The organism is Pseudonocardia sp. N23, assembly GCF_002583555.1.
Classification (GTDB): domain Bacteria; phylum Actinomycetota; class Actinomycetes; order Mycobacteriales; family Pseudonocardiaceae; genus Pseudonocardia.
The window spans coordinates 84,564-99,506 of the sequence record NZ_BEGX01000016.1; the positions used below are offsets into that span (position 1 = coordinate 84,564).

Annotated in this window: 14 protein-coding genes; 4 read left to right on the top strand and 10 right to left on the bottom strand. The window is 72.4% G+C overall.

Translation table 11 applies throughout. The features are described 5' to 3' along the window. Window positions 1–73: 73 nt before the first annotated feature. Window positions 74–1,762 carry an alpha/beta-hydrolase family protein gene (locus tag TOK_RS06350; RefSeq protein WP_098956860.1) on the top strand — a complete coding sequence of 563 codons (1,689 nt, stop codon included), beginning with the start codon at window positions 74–76 and terminating at the stop codon, window positions 1,760–1,762. Between the two features lie 16 nt (window positions 1,763–1,778). Here TOK_RS06350 and TOK_RS06355 read toward each other — a convergent pair whose 3' ends face one another. Next, window positions 1,779–2,600: an LLM class flavin-dependent oxidoreductase gene (locus TOK_RS06355; RefSeq protein WP_098956861.1), complete on the bottom strand. Its 822-nt coding sequence runs from the start codon at window positions 2,598–2,600 to the stop codon at window positions 1,779–1,781. Window positions 2,601–2,678: 78 nt separating this feature from the next. Between TOK_RS06355 and TOK_RS06360 the strand changes: the two genes are divergently transcribed. Further along, a complete protein-coding gene (locus tag TOK_RS06360) occupies window positions 2,679–3,182 on the top strand; it encodes a MarR family winged helix-turn-helix transcriptional regulator (RefSeq protein ID WP_172457440.1) in 504 nt (167 codons plus the stop codon). Here TOK_RS06360 and TOK_RS06365 read toward each other — a convergent pair whose 3' ends face one another. Further along, window positions 3,183–3,743 (bottom strand): TetR/AcrR family transcriptional regulator, encoded by a 561-nt coding sequence (locus TOK_RS06365; RefSeq protein ID WP_098956862.1) that lies wholly within the window; start codon window positions 3,741–3,743, stop codon window positions 3,183–3,185. Window positions 3,744–3,869: 126 nt separating this feature from the next. Between TOK_RS06365 and TOK_RS06370 the strand changes: the two genes are divergently transcribed. After that, a complete protein-coding gene (locus TOK_RS06370; protein ID WP_098956863.1) occupies window positions 3,870–5,648 on the top strand; it encodes an MDR family MFS transporter in 1,779 nt (592 codons plus the stop codon). Between the two features lie 80 nt (window positions 5,649–5,728). Here TOK_RS06370 and TOK_RS32385 read toward each other — a convergent pair whose 3' ends face one another. The 8 genes from TOK_RS32385 to TOK_RS06405 all read right to left on the bottom strand — a co-directional run bounded on the left by TOK_RS32385 (window position 5,729) and on the right by TOK_RS06405 (window position 13,725). Further along, the gene (locus tag TOK_RS32385) at window positions 5,729–5,878 is read right to left on the bottom strand and encodes a hypothetical protein (RefSeq protein ID WP_216361873.1); all 150 of its coding nucleotides are present in this window, start codon (window positions 5,876–5,878) and stop codon (window positions 5,729–5,731) included. A gap of 36 nt (window positions 5,879–5,914) precedes the next feature. Beyond that, window positions 5,915–7,495, bottom strand: coding sequence for an acyl-CoA synthetase (locus TOK_RS06375; RefSeq protein ID WP_098956864.1), 1,581 nt, complete (start codon window positions 7,493–7,495; stop codon window positions 5,915–5,917). 121 nt (window positions 7,496–7,616) lie between these two features. Further along, entirely contained in the window at window positions 7,617–8,942 is a 1,326-nt protein-coding gene (locus TOK_RS06380) for an MFS transporter (RefSeq protein ID WP_098956865.1), read from the bottom strand. Then, on the bottom strand, window positions 8,939–9,664 hold the full coding sequence (locus TOK_RS06385) for an enoyl-CoA hydratase/isomerase family protein (protein WP_098956866.1): 726 nt from the start codon (window positions 9,662–9,664) through the stop codon (window positions 8,939–8,941). Before TOK_RS06385 ends, TOK_RS06380 begins: the two co-directional genes overlap by 4 nt. Before the next feature lie 16 nt (window positions 9,665–9,680). After that, on the bottom strand, window positions 9,681–10,979 hold the full coding sequence (locus TOK_RS06390) for an LLM class flavin-dependent oxidoreductase (RefSeq protein WP_098956867.1): 1,299 nt from the start codon (window positions 10,977–10,979) through the stop codon (window positions 9,681–9,683). A 3-nt stretch (window positions 10,980–10,982) separates the two neighbouring features. Beyond that, complete coding sequence (locus TOK_RS06395; protein WP_098956868.1) at window positions 10,983–12,140, bottom strand: LLM class flavin-dependent oxidoreductase; 1,158 nt, start codon at window positions 12,138–12,140, stop codon at window positions 10,983–10,985. Continuing rightward, the gene (locus tag TOK_RS06400; protein ID WP_098956869.1) at window positions 12,137–12,799 is read right to left on the bottom strand and encodes a cyclase family protein; all 663 of its coding nucleotides are present in this window, start codon (window positions 12,797–12,799) and stop codon (window positions 12,137–12,139) included. Before TOK_RS06400 ends, TOK_RS06395 begins: the two co-directional genes overlap by 4 nt. After that, on the bottom strand, window positions 12,799–13,725 hold the full coding sequence (locus tag TOK_RS06405) for a dihydrodipicolinate synthase family protein (protein WP_098956870.1): 927 nt from the start codon (window positions 13,723–13,725) through the stop codon (window positions 12,799–12,801). Before TOK_RS06405 ends, TOK_RS06400 begins: the two co-directional genes overlap by 1 nt. Before the next feature lie 413 nt (window positions 13,726–14,138). Between TOK_RS06405 and TOK_RS06410 the strand changes: the two genes are divergently transcribed. Next, complete coding sequence (locus TOK_RS06410; protein ID WP_216361871.1) at window positions 14,139–14,801, top strand: GntR family transcriptional regulator; 663 nt, start codon at window positions 14,139–14,141, stop codon at window positions 14,799–14,801. Window positions 14,802–14,943 lie beyond the last annotated feature (142 nt).

The following is a 14,943-nucleotide window of genomic DNA, read 5'->3' on the forward strand; positions in this document are numbered from 1 at the left end:
CGAGCTCGGCGACCTCTTCGGCTGAGCCGTCGGGGGGTACTGCGCGGCGCACAACATCGTTACCGTTTCACCGATGGTCGTCACGACGGAACGTGCGGACGAGCAGACCGATCGCGTCGACGACCCGCCGCGCGCGGTGCGGCGCTGGTTCGCGCCGAGCCTGCCCGGGCTCTGGGGCGGCCTGGCCCTCGCGTGCCTGTCGTTCACCCCGTCGCTGCTGCCGCGCAGCGGCGTCCTGCAGGGGGCGGTCGCCGGCATCGGGGCGATCCTCGGCTACGGACTCGGCGTGCTCGCGGCACTGGCATGGCGGGCCTTCGCCGGCCGTGACCCGCGTCGGGCCCGGCGCGGGTCGGTGGTCGTGTTCGCGGTCGTCGTGGTGGTCCTCGTCGCCGCCGCGGTGGTCGCGGGCCGGCACTGGCAGGGGCGGCTGCGTGAGCTGATGGGGGCGCCGGCGCAGTCGTGGGGCGACAGCCTGCTCGCGGTACCCGTCGCCGCCCTCGCGTTCCTGGTGTTGCTCGCGCTGTGCCGGCTGCTGTTCGGGCTGGGCCGCGGCATCGGGTGGCTGCTGTCGCGCTGGATGGGCCGCCGCGGCGCCCGCGCGCTCGGTGGGCTCCTCGTCGGAGGGCTCGTCGTCCACCTGGTGAGCGGGGTCGCCCTCGACGGGATGTTCGCCGCCGCCGACCGCGCGTTCGCCGCCGCCAACGACGCCACCCCCGAGGGCGTCACCCGTCCGGCGTCGGACCTGCGCTCGGGCGGGCCCGAGTCGCTGATCGACTGGGACTCCCTCGGGCGCGAGGGCCGCGTCTTCGTGGCGGGCGGGCCGTCGGCGGCCGACATCGCCGCGTTCACCGGCACCCGCGCCGCCGACCCGGTCCGCGTCTACGCCGGGGTCGACTCCGCGGCCACCGCCGACGCCCGCGCCGCGCTCGCCGTCGCCGACCTCGAACGGGCGGGTGGCTTCGACCGGGCCCGGCTGCTCGTCGCCACCACCACCGGGCAGGGCTGGCTCGACGCGGGCGCGATGTCGTCGTTCGAGTACGTCGCCGGTGGCGACTCGGCGATCGTCGCGCTGCAGTACTCGTTCGTCCCGTCGGGCTTCTCCTACCTGGTCGACGCGTCGCGGGCGCAGGCCGCGGGGCGCGCGCTGTTCGACGCCGTCTACGGCAGATGGGCCTCGCTCCCGGTCGACCGGCGCCCGCAGCTCTACGTCTTCGGCGAGAGCCTGGGCTCGTTCGGGGCGGAGGCGGCGTTCAGCGGCGAGTCCGACCTACGAAACCGCACCTCCGGCGCGCTCTTCGTCGGGCCGCCGAACTTCAACGCCCTGCACACCGAGTTCCGCGACGACCGCGACCCGGGCAGCCGCGAGGTCGAGCCCGTGTACCGCGACGGGCGGACCGTCCGGTTCAGCACCGACGTCGCCGTCGGGGCACCACCCGCGGGCGCACCCTGGGACGGCTCACGCACGCTGATCCTGCAGCATCCGTCGGACCCGATCACGTGGTGGAGCCCGCAGCTGCTGTTCAGCCGGCCCGACTGGCTCGCCGAGCCCCGCGGCCGCGACGTGCTGCCGTCGATGACGTGGCTGCCGATCGTGACGTTCTGGCAGGTCACGCTCGACATGCCCGCCGCCGCCGAGGTGCCGGAAGGCCATGGCCACCGCTACACCCGCGAGTCCGTCGACGCCTGGGCGCTGCTGCTGCGCCCACCCGACTGGACCCCGCAGAAGGCCGACCAGCTCCGTGCGATCCTCGCAGGCACCTGAGCCGTGAGGGGTGGGGTCACCGGCCGTTCAGCAGCTCGACGACCGGGGCGAACTGCTCCACGAACTGTGCGTTGACGCTGATGTAGGACGTGCCGATCCGGTCGCGGCGGTGACGCAGCTCGTCGGCCATCTCCTGCGGGGTGCCGCGCAGCATCGTGAGCGCGTCGGCGGCGATCAGCTCGTCGGCGTCCACGCCCATGAACTGCTTCGTCCACGGGGGCACCTCGTCGCCGACGACGAAGATGTTCATGGCCAGCTCGATCGCGTCGGCGCGGTCGCCTGCCTTGGCGCGCAGGTCGTCGGCCATGGCGGCCATCTCCTCGGTGCCGGCGAGCGGGCCCGCGGCGAGGGTGACGATGTCGGCCTTCTCCGCCGCCAGCGTGCGGGACTTCGGGCCGCCCGCGGCGACCAGCACGGGCGTGCGGAGACCGTCGCCGTCGAGCTCGCGGACGTGGTCGATCGTCGCGCCGACCTGGGCGAGCCGCTCGGCGGCGCTGCCGTAGGGCATGCCGAGGCGCTCGGCGGACTGCTTCGCCGCCGGAATACCGGTGCCGATGCCGAGCTCGAAGCGGCCGTCGGTCAGCACAGTCATCGAGTGCGCGTCCCAGGCCGCGGCCACCGGCGTGCGCAGCGGTGAGGCCAGCACGAACGTCGCGACCCTGATGTCCGCGGTCGAGGCCGCGACGGCCAGTGACGGGAAGGGGGAGAGCAGCTGCAGGCCGTCGGGCATCAGCAGGGCCGAGTAGCCGAGATCGGCGATCCGGCGGGCGGTCGCGCGCCAGGAGTCACCGTCGCCAGGCGTGGTGACGACACCGAAACGAAAAGTGCGGTCGGTCATGAAACCTCCCTGGTCAGATCGTTACGAATCGTAACGATTCACCTCGGTCTATTATTTGTCAACTGGTACGGTGCCGGCATGGAGACCGCCGACGGGGCCGCGCCCGCCACGCCGCGGGGTGCTGCGCCCGGCCCGGGGCCCGGGTCCGCGTTCCTGCTCTCGCAGCTCGGTGCGCACGCCGCGATGGCGTTCGCCGACCGGATCGGCGCGCTCGACCTCACGCCCCCGCAGACCGGGTTGCTGCGGGCCGTCGCGGCGGCGCCCGGTCAGTCGCAGCAGGCTCTCGCGACGATGCTCGGCACTCCGCCGAGCCGGCTCGTCGCACTCGTCGACCAGCTCGGCGAACGGGGCCTGGTCGAGCGCAGGCGCAACCCGGCCGATCGCAGGCTGCACGCGCTGCACATCACGTCGGCGGGGGAGAAGCTGTTGCGGCGCATCGCCGACGTGGGTCGCGAGCACGACGACGCGTTGTGCGCGGCGCTCGACGACGGCGAGCGCGCGACGCTGCGCGCGCTGCTCCAGCGGATCGCCGACGAGCAGGGCCTCACGCCGGGGGTGCACCCCGGCTACCGCAAGGTCTGATCAGCCCCCGGCGAGCTCCAGGGCGATCTGGAGTGCGACCGCGCTGCGCTCCGCGGGCGGGACGGGCAGACTCTCCTGGTCCATGAACGCGCCCAGATGCAGGGCGATCACCGCGAGACGCATCCGCATCTGGTCGGCCGCCGAGGCGTCCGGGTCGATGACGGCGCGGCTCATCGAGAAGAAGCGGGCCTTCATGTCCTTCGCCGCTGCGACGTCGCGCAGCGAGGACTGCCCCTCCTGCATGAGCCGGGCGACCTGCGCGGCCGACGGCGCCGACAGCAGCCCCTGGTAGCGGCGCAGCACCTCGGCACGCGTCTCCGGGCCGGGCCCTTTGCCCTGCGCCCACTCCACGATCTCGTCGATGCCCGCAAGGAAGTCGTCGAACAGGGCGCCGACGATCTCCTCCTTCGTCTTGTAGTGGTAGTAGACGGCGGCCTTGGTGATGCCCAGCCGCTCCGCGATCTCCCGCAGCGAGGTGCCCTCGTAGCCGCGTTCGGCGAACAGCTCGAGCGCCACCTCGCGGATCTGCTCCCGGGTGTCCGTGCGTCGTGCGTCGGTCACCGTCCACCTCCGAGTTTCGTGATGCCCGTCATCTAACTTGCCGACCGGCTAGTGCGAGCGTACCTTACTTTTCGGAGCTTACTAGCCGGTCGGCAAGTAAGAGAGCGGACATTCGGGAGAGACCAGATGAACGAGGGGACCGGGAGGGCGACGACCACACCGGGCGACGTTGAGCGGGCCGGCGGGCACCGCGCCGAGCCCGCGGCGGCCGTCGTCGAACGGCAGGCCGTCGAGCCACAGCAGGCGCCTCGCCACGCGGGGACCGTCACCGCGCCGGACGCGTCCGGTGACGAGGACCGGACACGCACCAAGCGTGAGATCTACACGGTCCTGAGCGGCCTGATGATCGCGATGCTGCTGGCGATGCTGGACAACATGATCGTCGGCACGGCGATGCCGACGATCGTCGGTGAGCTCGGCGGGCTCGAGCACCTGTCGTGGGTCGTCACGGCGTACGCGCTCGCCACCGCCGTCGCGACGCCGGTGTGGGCCAAGCTCGGCGACCTCTTCGGTCGCAAGGGCGTCTTCATGATCTCGATCGTCGTGTTCCTCGCCGGGTCGGCGATGTCCGGCCTCGCGCAGAACATGGGCGAGCTGATCGCGTTCCGCGGCATCCAGGGCCTGGGTGCGGGCGGCCTGATGGTCGGTGCCATGGCGATCATCGGCGACCTCGTGCCGCCGCGTGAGCGGGGCCGCTACCAGGGCATGATGGCCGCGGTCATGCCGATCGCGTTCGTCGGTGGCCCGCTGCTGGGCGGGTTCCTCACCGACAACCTGAGCTGGCGCTGGGCCTTCTACATCAACATCCCGCTCGGTGTCATCGCGCTCGTCGTCATCTGGTTCACGATGAAGCTGCCCGGTCGCCGCGCGCAGGTCTCGATCGACTGGACCGGCGCGGGCCTGCTCGCCGTCGCCGTGTCGGCCCTGACCCTGCTCACCAGCTGGGGCGGCAGCCAGTACGCGTGGGGCTCGTGGCAGATCATCGGCCTCGGCGTGCTGACCGTCGTCGCCACCGTGTGGTTCATCCGCGTCGAGCGCCGGGTCGCCGAGCCGATCCTGCCGCTGGCACTGTTCACGGCGCCGAACTTCACCCCCGCCGTCGCGCTGACGTTCCTGACCGGCTTCGCGATGTTCGGTGCGGTGACGTTCCTGCCGCAGTACCAGCAGATCGTCCAGGGCGCGTCGGCCACGAGCAGCGGGCTGCTCCTGCTACCGCTGATGGCAGGCATGCTCGTCACGTCGCTGGTCGGCGGGCAGTTCGTCACCCGCACCGGGCGCTACCGGGTCCTGCTGATCCTGGGCTCGTTCGCCATGGCCGCGGGTCTGGGCCTGCTGTCGCTGATGAACGTCGGTACCACGCAGCTCACCAGCTCGCTGTTCATGGTCGTGCTCGGCGTCGGCATGGGCTTCCTGATGCAGACGACGATGCTGGTGGTGCAGAACAGCGTCGAGCGCAAGGACATGGGCGCGGCCAGCGGTGCCGCCACCTTGTTCCGGACGATCGGCGGCTCGCTCGGGGTGTCGCTGCTGGGCACGCTCTACGCCCAGCACCTGCAGTCCTCGCTCACCGGCAGCCTCGGTGCCGCCGCGGGTGCGCAGGTCAGCGGTGGGCAGCTCACGCCGGCCATGCTGGGCTCGCTCCCGGCGCAGGTGCAGGACGCGTTCCGCGCGGCCGTCACCTCGGGTGTCTCGACGGCCTTCCTCTGGGCCGCCGCCGTCGCCCTGGTCGCGATCGTCGCCGCCTTCGTGATCCGCGAGGTCACGCTGCGGGGCAGCGCCCCGGCGGCCCCCGTCGCTGCGGAGCAGGCGGCCGCCGCGGCCGTCGGCGCACCGGCGACCGTCGAGGGTGACGCCGTCACCGTCGGGGCCGGTGAACCCCGGCACAGCCAGTCCCGCACCATCTGATCCGCAGCACGTGGTCCACACTGCTTGACCGGCACGAGGGCCCGGACCGTTCGTCGGTCCGGGCCCCCTGTCGTCGGTCGTCACCCGGCGTCCCGGCGGATCGTGAACTCCGGGGTGAGCATCCGGCGCAGCCGGATGTGGTCGGGCGGGTCGAACGCGAGGAGGCTGCCCGCCCGCATCCGGGCCCGCTCCTCCTCGGACAGGTCGTCCATCATCGCCATGCGCGCCATGCCCAGCGTGGCCGCGCCGAGCCCCCGAGATGCACCTCAGCGCGGTTCGGCGCGTCCCGAACCGCGCTGGTGCGCATCTCGGCGGGCCGCGTAGCGGGCGCGCAGCACGTGTTTGCGCAGCTTGCCGGTCTCGGTCCGGGGGAGCTCGTCGACGAAGTCGACCTCGCGCGGGACCTTGCGACGTGAGAGGCGCGTGCGCAGGAACTCCTGCAGCTCCGCGGCCAGCTCCGGACCGGGCGTCGCGTCCGGCGCGGCGCGGACGACGGCCGTCACCGACTCGCCCAGGTCGTCGTCGGGCACCCCGATGACGGCGACGTCGAGCACCGCCGGGTGCAGGGCCAGCGCGTCCTCGATCTCCTGCGGGTACACGTTGACCCCGCCGGAGATGATCGTGAACGCGCGGCGGTCGGTCAGGTAGAGGTAGCCCTCGTCGTCGACGTGCCCGATGTCGCCGTTCGTGCCCCAGGTGGGGTGCGCCGGGTTCTGCGCCTCGGCCGTCTTGGCGGAGTCCTTGTGGTAGGCGAAGGGCAGCACGTCGCGCTCGAAGTAGACCAGCCCGGTGTCGCCGACGGGCACCTCGTCGCCCGCGTCGTCGCAGACCCGGACGATGCCCAGGCGCGAGCGCCCGACCGAGCCCGGGTGCGCGAGCCATTCGTGGGAGTCGATCATCGTGACGCCGAGCGCCTCGGTGGACCCGTAGTACTCGTGCAGGACCGGGCCCCACCAGTCGATCATCCGCTGCTTGACCTCGACCGGGCACGGCGCCGCCGCGTGCACCGCGACCTGCAGCGACGACACGTCGGCTCGCGCGCGGACGTCGTCGGGGAGCTTGAGCATCCGCACGAACATCGTCGGCACCCACTGGCTGTGCGTGGCCCGGTACCGCTCGATCGCGGCCAGTGAGGCCTGCGCGTCGAACCGCGGCATGACGACGACCGTGCCCCCGACCGAGTGCACCATCGCGCCGAACCGCAGCGGCGCCGCGTGGTGGAGCGGGGCGGGGGACAGGTAGACGGTGTCGGCGTCGAAGCCGTAGACGGGCCCGAACACCGCCAGCAGCGGGTCGTGCGCCTCGTCGACGGCCGTGTCGGGCAGCGGCGGCTTCACGCCCTTGGGTCGGCCCGTCGTCCCCGAGCTGTAGAGCATGTCCTTGCCACGTGGCGGGTTCCCCGGGATCGGGTCGGTCGACGCCGCCGCGAGCGCGGCCTCGTAGTCGTCGTGCCCGGTCACCGGGCCGTCGAACGCCAGCCGCAGCCGCACCCGCGGGGTCGCGTCGACGATCGCCGTCGCGGTGTCGCCCTTGCCCGCCGAGGTGACCAGGGCCGTCGCGTCGCAGTCGTCGACGACGTAGGCCGCCTCCGCGGGCGTCAGGTGGTGGTCGACGGCGGTGACGTAGAGCCCGCTGCGCACTGCGGCCCAGTAGACCTCGAAGCAGCGCAACGAGTTCTCGCTCAGCACGACGACGTCGTCGCCCGGGCGCAGGCCCGCGTCGTACAGCACCCGGGCCAGCCGCGCCGAGCGTTCCTCCAGCTCGGCGTAGGTCAGCGCCGCGCCGGTGTCGGACATGACGACGGCGGGCTTGTCGGGGGTGAGCACGGCGAACCGACCGGGGTACACCCCGGCGAGGCTATGCCGCGCGCAGGCGCTCGGCGACCTCCGACGCGATGCGGTCGGCGGCCGCGGCGAACGCCGGGGACACCTCGCTGGCCGGCACCCGGCTCGTCTGCCACTCACAGGGTCACTGCGGGAGCGGCTTGCCCTTCGTCTCCGGGCCCACGAGCAGCGCGAACACCAGGCCGAGGACGTAGATCGAGCCGATGGTCAGCGCGGCCGTCGCGATCCCGCCGAGGCCACCGACGATCCCGCCGGCCAGCAGGGCGCCCGCCGCGGCGAACACCCGGCTCACGTTGAACACGACGGTGATGGCGCTGCCGCGCAGGCTCGTCGGGAACAGCTCGCCCGGGTAGGTCGCCATCCAGCCCATCTGGCCGAGGGTGAAGAACCCGTTGACGCCGACGACGAGCGTCAGCAGGCCCAGCGACGTGTAGTGCACCCCGAACAGCACCCACGTCAGCACCAGTGCCCCGGCGAAGTACGACCACAGGGCCCAGCGGCGGCCGATGGTGTCGGCCAGGACGCCCCAGGCGAGCCAGCCGAGCACACCGCCGACGTTGTAGGCGACGACGATCAACGTCGTGGTCGTCGGTGCGGCGCCCGCGGCCTTGACGGCGGCGCCCGCGTACTGCGGGACCCAGGTCGAGACGGCCCACCAGCCGACGAGGCTCGCGGTCGAGCAGGCGAGCAGCTTGAGGATGCGGCTGCGGCTCCCCGGCTCGGTGAACAGCCGGCGCAGGGTGAACGTCGTCAGCGCGCGTTCGTTCGCGTCGAGCGACTCGCCACCGGCGGCGCGGGCCGTCGCGGCACGGCGGCGGGCGTCGGCGTCCTCCCACATCGGGGACTCGCCGACCCGGCGCCGCACGAACAGCACGACCAGGGCCGGGAGTGCGCCGATCGCCAGCAGCCAGCGCCAGGTGCCGGGCTCGGTCGGGCCGAGCAGCCAGAACACGCCGGTCGCGACGAGGAACCCGACGCCGAACGCGCACTGCAGCAGGGCGATGCCGCGCCCGCGGGTGCGGTCGGACCAGGTCTCGGCGACGAGCGCGCTGCCGGGCCCCCACTCCGCGCCCATGCCGATCCCGGCGATGATCCGCAGGATCAGGAAGATCGTGAAGTTCGGCGACAGCGCGGCCAGGCCGGTGGCGATCGCGTAGGTGAGGATCGAGACCATCAGCACGCGGCGGCGGCCGAAGTAGTCGATCAGCACGCCGGATGCGAGCCCGCCGACCGCCCACGCGATCAGCTGGACGGCGAGGATCGTGCCGAACCAGATCGGCGACGCGTTCCTCCCGACCAGGTCGGCGACGACGAGGCTGCCGACCAGCACGATCGAGTAGGTCTCGAACCCGTCGAGCATCCAGCCCAGCCAGGCGGAGGCGAAGTTGGCGCGGCGGGTGTTCGGCGCCGTCTTGCGCGCGGTCCCGGTGGCCGCGATCTCGGTGCTCATGAGTTCCCTCGCTCGATCCAGGCGACGAGACGCTCCACCGCGTACTCGCCGAATTCCTTGGCCGGCCGCTGGTCCGCCGACTTCGCCTCGCCCGCGAACTCCTTGAGCAACCGCAGCGCCGACGGCTCGCGACCGGCGAGCTCGGCGACCGTGCGCTCGACCGTCGTGTCCAGGTCCGCCTCGGCGACGACGCGGCTGACCAGGCCGAGCCGCAGCGCCTCGGCCGCGCCGACCTTGCGCGAGGTGAGCACGAGGTCGTCGGCGGCCTTCGGGGTGACGTGGCGGTACAGGTAGGTGAGCACGACCAGCGGCGGCAGACCGGCCGCCAGCTCGTCGAAGCCCAGCGTCGCGGTGTCGGCGGCGATCGCGATGTCGGAGTGCAGCGCGAGCCCGGTCCCGAAGCCGAACGCGCGGCCGCGCACCGCGGTCACGCTGATCCCGGGGAACGAGGCGAGCAGGTCGTTGGCGCGCAGGATGAGCCGCAGGTTGTCCGCACGGCTGACGCCGGGGACGCGTTCGCCCTTGTCGCGGCCCAGCGTGAGGTCGGTGCCGTTGCCGGCCACGACGAGGACGTTCGCGCCGCAGGTGTGGGCCTGCTCGAGGCCGTCGATGAACGCGGTCATCGTGGCATAGGTGATCGTGTTCGCGTGGTCGGGTCTGTTGAAGGTCACGCGCGCGACGCCGTCGGCATGCGCGACGAGCACCGGATCGGGCTCGGTCATGGTTTCGCTTCCGGGTTCAGGGGAGGGGTGGGAGGCCGAGATTCGTGCGCAGCGTCGTACCGGCGTAGTCGTGCTGGAACAGACATCGCTTGCGCAACAACGGAATGACGTGCTCGACGACGTCCTCCAGCCCCGACGGGAAGGCGTCGATCATGAGGTTGAAGCCGTCGACCGCACCGGCGTCGACCCATGTCTCGATGGTGTCGGCGATCTCCTCGGGAGTGCCGACGACCTGCTGGTGCCCGCCGCCGTTGGCGTAGAGCAGCTCGCGGACGGTCAGGTTCTCCCGCGTCGCGAGCTCGACGGCGGCGTCGCGGAACCCGTGCGAGCCGCGGAACGCGTCGTTGGCCCGGATCAGCTCGACCGGCAGCGGCTCGTCGAGCTCCAACGCCTCGACCGGCACGCCGACCCGCAGCGCCAGCTTCTCCAGCTCCGGGCCGACGCCGCGCAGCTCGTCGAGCTTCTCCTTGCGCGCCTTGGCCTCGGCGCTGGTGCTGCCGACGACCGGCAGCAGCCCCGGCACGATCTTCACCGCGTCGGCGGAGCGGCCGTAGCCGACGGCGCGGCGGCGCACGTCGGTGCGGAAGGCCGTCGCGGCCTCGATGGTGTTCTGCGCGGTGAACACGACGTCGGCGTACTGCGCCGCCAGGTCGCGCCCGCCCTCGGACGCCCCGGCCTGGAAGATCACCGGCCGGCCCTGCTGCGAGCGCGGCAGCGTCGACGGGCCGCGGACGGAGAAGTGCTCGCCGACGTGGTCGAGGGTGTGCACCCGCGCGGCGTCGACGAACGTGCCCGCCGCCTTGTCTCCGACGGCGGCGTCGGCCTCCCAGCTCTCCCAGAGGTCGATGACGACCTCGAGGAACTCCCGGGCGCGGGCGTAGCGCTGGTCGTGGGCGGGCAGCGGCATCCCGCCGAAGTTGCCCGCGACCGCCGGGACGAACGTCGTCACCGCGTTCCAGCCGGCCCGGCCACGGCTCATGTGGTCGAGGCTCGCGAAGCGCCGGGCCAGGTTGAAGGGCTCGTTGAACGTCGTCGACGAGGTGCCGACGAGCCCGATCCGCTCGGTGTGGGCGGCCATCACGGCCAGCGTCACCGCCGGGTCGAGCGACCCGAGGTTGGGCCGGGCGAAGCGCTCCTCGCTGACGTCGAGGGTGTCGGCGAGGAAGATCGCGTGCAGCGCACCGGCTTCGGCGGTCCGCGCGATGTGGGCGTAGTAGTCCGGGTCCACGTAGTCGAACGCGTCGCCGTCGCGGTAGCGCCAGGAGCCGTGGTGCATGCCCAGGCCCATGACGGTGGCGGTCAGGATCGTCTCCACGGCTCAGCCCCGCAGCCCGCGGGCCTTGAGCAGCGGGACGACGGCCTCGGTGAAGAACGCCAGCTCCGGCTCGTAGTCGTAGAAGCCCAGCTGGACGCCGTCGAACCCGGCCGCGTGCAGCCGGTCGAGCGCCTCGGCGACCCGTTCCGGGCCGCCGGTGATCTGCAGGTGCCCGCCGAGCGCGCGATCGGCCAGCACGTGCTGGGGCCAGGCCTGGGCGTCGCCGGTGGCGTGGCGGGCGTGGTAGTTGACCAGCGACCCGGTGTCGGCGTGGGCGACGATCTCGTCGCGGTAGGCGAACGCCTCCTCGTCGGTCTCGCGGCAGATGACCAGCGGGAAGATGATGACCTTGACCTCGCGGCCGTGCTTGCGGGCGGCGGCCTTGATCTTCGCGACGTGTTCGGGCATCGCGTCGATCGCGCCGTCGTAGTCCGCGCCCGCGGGGCTCGCGGTGAACACGATGTCGACGTGGCGGCCCGCGAAGTCGTAGCCCGCCGGGGAGCCGCTGGCCGCCACCAGGATCGGCCGTCCGTAGCGCGGCCGCGGCGACACGTAGGCGTCGGTCAGCTTGTAGAACTCGCCGTCGTAGGTGAGGTTCTCGCGGCCGTTCCACAGGTCGGAGAGGATCGAGGTGAACTCGTCGGCCATGTCGTAGCGGCGGTCGTGGTCGATGCGGTCCATGCCGAACATCGGCGGCTCGCCGGTGGCGTAGCCGGTGACGATGTTGAGCCCGTAGCGCCCGCCCGCGATGTGGTCGGCGGTCGCGGCGAAGCGGGCCAGGTGCATCGGGTGCCAGTTGCCGTAGAGGACGTGGACGGTGGAGATCGACAGGATGCTCGTCGTCACCGTCGAGAGCGCGATCGTCGAGATGAACGGGTCCAGGAAGTTCTCCCGGTAGTTCATCTCGCCACCGAAGCCGCCCTTGCCGACCCACTGTTGCAGCCCGAACACGAACTCGAACCCGGAGCGCTCGGCGAGCTGGGTGAGGTGGCGGTTGTACTCGAAGTCCCAGCGGGTGTCGCGGGGAAGCGTCGACTGGGAGAACGCGCCCGTCTGCAGCGGCAGGAACAGGCCGAGCATCAGCGGCTGACGGGCCGCCCGTGACAGCGGGCTGTCCGGGAAGTCGAGCGGTCCGGGACCGTGGTCGAGTGCACGTGTCATCGGGCGGCTCCCGTGTCGGCGACCACGCGGGCCGGTCCGGCGTCGCCGCCGCGGATGGCCAGCGGGTAGGCGTGGAGATGGACCCGGGTGCCGGCCAGCCCGTCGAGGTTCGTGAGGTTCTCGGCGATGAGTACGTCGTTGCCGAGCAGCGTGCGGTGCACCGGGTAGTCGAAGCCCTCGCCGCGGCGGTGCACCGGCAGGTCGGGGGTGATCATGTCGACGCCCACGAACGGGATGCCCTGCTCCACGCACCACGCGGCCAGCTCGGGGGACAGGCTCGGGTGGTCGCCGTAGTCGGAGGTCAGGAACTTCTCGCTCCAGCCCGTCGCGACCAGCAGGAACTCACCCCGGGCCGGGGCAGGACCGCCGGCGAGCACGTCGTCGACCGTGATCTCCTCGCCCGGCTTGCGGTCCACCTTCGCGACGACGGCCGTCCCGGCGAACCGCTCGATCGGCAGTTCGTCGATCGTCGCCGCGCCGTCGACGGCGTGCGCCGGGGCGTCGATGTGCGTGCCGACGTGCAACGCCAGGGTGATCGCACTGATGTTCAAGGGGGCGCCCGCGGCGATCGAGGCGACCTGGTGGCGCTCGACCTCGGGCAGGATCGGGATCTTGGGCATCCCGGGCCAGAGCTGGTGGGAGACGTCGACCAGTGCCATCAGGCGGCCTTCCCGGTAGGGGCGAAGAAGTCGAGGAGGTCCCACTTCGCGAGGAACTCGCGCATCTCGGCGCGGGCGTTGTCGTCCAGGCCCGACCAGGGCCACAGGGGTTCGCCGAGCTCGCAGCCCATCAGCCCGGCCGCGGCCTTGACCGCGGGCAGGAAGCCCAGCCCGGTCCAGCGGCCCGGGAACTCGGAGAAGAACAGCTGCAGCTTCGCGGCCTCGGCGATCTCGCCGGCCTCGACGTGTTCGACGAGCCGCGCCGCGATCGGCAGGCCCGACGTCGGCAGCATGGCGCCGCTGCCGCCCAGGACCAGCGTCGAGAGCAGCAGCTCCATGTTCGTGTAGACGTGCGCGTTGCCCTGGACGCGGTTGACCAGCCCCAGCAGCTTCTGCTCGTCGCGCGAGGTCTCCTTGATCGCGACGACGTTGGGGTGGCTGCAGATCCGGGCCATCGTGTCGACGGAGAGGTCCACGCCCAGGCGCGGGTTGTTGTAGAGCAGCACCGGGATCGGGCTCTCGTCGGCGAGCGTCGCGAACCAGCGGTGGGCCTCGTCGGGAGTGGGTGCGGCCCCCCAGGGTTTCGGGCTCGCGACCGCGGCAGCCACCGCCGCGCCGCGCTTGTGGATCTCCGCGGCGAGGGCGATCGACTCCTTCAGCGACGGGCTGGACACGCCGGCCATGACCGGGACGTCGTCGGGCAGGCCCGCGCGGGCCGCGTCGACCAGGCCGAGCCGCGCCGCCTTCGACAGCACCTGGAACTCCTGGCTCTCCACGGCCCCGACGGTCACCGCGACGGGCCGGGCGGCGGCCAGGGCGTCGATCTGCGCGGCGAACCGCGCCTTGTCGACGCGCACGGTGGTCCCCACGAAGGGGGTCAGGGCCGCCACGACCAGTCCACGGCGCAGCACGACGTCAGCCGTCATCGGAGAAACCTCTCTGGGAAGGAGATCCGGACCGGCACGCGGTCACGGACGGTGCGCCACGGAAGGGCGCGAGCTGCCCGGCTCGACGGCACGGGCTGCGGCTCAGCCGCGACGAGGACCAGGACGACAGCTGCGGCAGCCGCGGTCACCGCGGGTGTCGCGCGGCCGGGACAGAACGCTGCGCTGGGAGAAGTGACGTGCGCTCACGGTTCCTCCTCGCGTCGGTGCGGAGTCCTGCCGGGTGGTCGCTCGCGACAGTAAGTGACTGCCGCGGCATGCGCAAGACGCGCGTCGACGCGCGTCTACACGCGTCTACATGATGGACGTAGATGCGGGATTGTGCGGACACGTCCCGTACGCTGTGGCCCGTCGATGTCGGTCGGACCTCACGGTCCGGCAGGTGAGGGGGACCCGTGGCCGCACCCGTGCAGGCAGGCAACACCGCCGAGTCGCAGTACCTCGTGCTGCGCGACGAGATCGTCGGCGGGGCGCTGCCGCCCGGGACGACCCTGCTCGAGACCGCTCTCGCCACCCGCCTCGGCGTCGGTCGCGCTCCCGTCCGCGAGGCCATCCTCCGCCTGGAGTGCGACGGGCTCGTCGTCCGCGGTCCCCGCGGCCCGCAGGTGCGGGCCCTCACCGCGCCCGAGGTCGTCGACATCTACCAGGCGCGCATCGCGCTGGAGGCCGAGGCCGCCGCCTCCGCGGCCGCGCACCGCTCCGCTCTCGACCTGGCCCGGCTGCGCCACGTCGACGAGGAGGCGCGCAACGCCCGCGACCAGGAGGAGCGTCGCGCCCTGCACGGCCGCTGGCACGCCGTCCTGCGCCAGGCCTGTCACAACCCCACGATCACCGGCATCCTCGAGCAGCTCGCACTGCAGCTCGCGCTCTACGACAGCGTCGACATGTCGCGGAACCCGAACCTGGAGTCGACCGACGACGAGCACGCCGAGGTCCTCGAGGCCATCTCCGACGGCGACCAGGACCGCGCCCGCACCGTCCTGCGCGCGCACCTGGAACGCACTCGCGACGTCCGCATCGCCGCGCTCGTCCGCCAGGAGAACAGCTCCACCGGCTGACCCCGCCCCCGACCCCGGCCCTCCGGCCTCCGCCGGCGCCGAACCGGCCGCTCCACCCGCCTCCGCCGAGCTCGACGTGAGCCTGGTTCGGGACTGTAAAACCAACGGTGTAACTCCGATCGAGGAGGAAGCACACGATGGC

Coding starts and splice junctions, on each gene's coding strand:
- TOK_RS06350 (WP_098956860.1), top strand. CDS start 74: ATGGTCGTCACGACGGAACGTGCGGACGAGCAGACCGATCGCGTCGAC.
- TOK_RS06355 (WP_098956861.1), bottom strand. CDS start 2,600: ATGACCGACCGCACTTTTCGTTTCGGTGTCGTCACCACGCCTGGCGAC.
- TOK_RS06360 (WP_172457440.1), top strand. CDS start 2,679: ATGGAGACCGCCGACGGGGCCGCGCCCGCCACGCCGCGGGGTGCTGCG.
- TOK_RS06370 (WP_098956863.1), top strand. CDS start 3,870: ATGAACGAGGGGACCGGGAGGGCGACGACCACACCGGGCGACGTTGAG.
- TOK_RS32385 (WP_216361873.1), bottom strand. CDS start 5,878: ATGGCGCGCATGGCGATGATGGACGACCTGTCCGAGGAGGAGCGGGCC.
- TOK_RS06380 (WP_098956865.1), bottom strand. CDS start 8,942: ATGAGCACCGAGATCGCGGCCACCGGGACCGCGCGCAAGACGGCGCCG.
- TOK_RS06385 (WP_098956866.1), bottom strand. CDS start 9,664: ATGACCGAGCCCGATCCGGTGCTCGTCGCGCATGCCGACGGCGTCGCG.
- TOK_RS06395 (WP_098956868.1), bottom strand. CDS start 12,140: ATGACACGTGCACTCGACCACGGTCCCGGACCGCTCGACTTCCCGGAC.
- TOK_RS06400 (WP_098956869.1), bottom strand. CDS start 12,799: ATGGCACTGGTCGACGTCTCCCACCAGCTCTGGCCCGGGATGCCCAAG.
- TOK_RS06405 (WP_098956870.1), bottom strand. CDS start 13,725: ATGACGGCTGACGTCGTGCTGCGCCGTGGACTGGTCGTGGCGGCCCTG.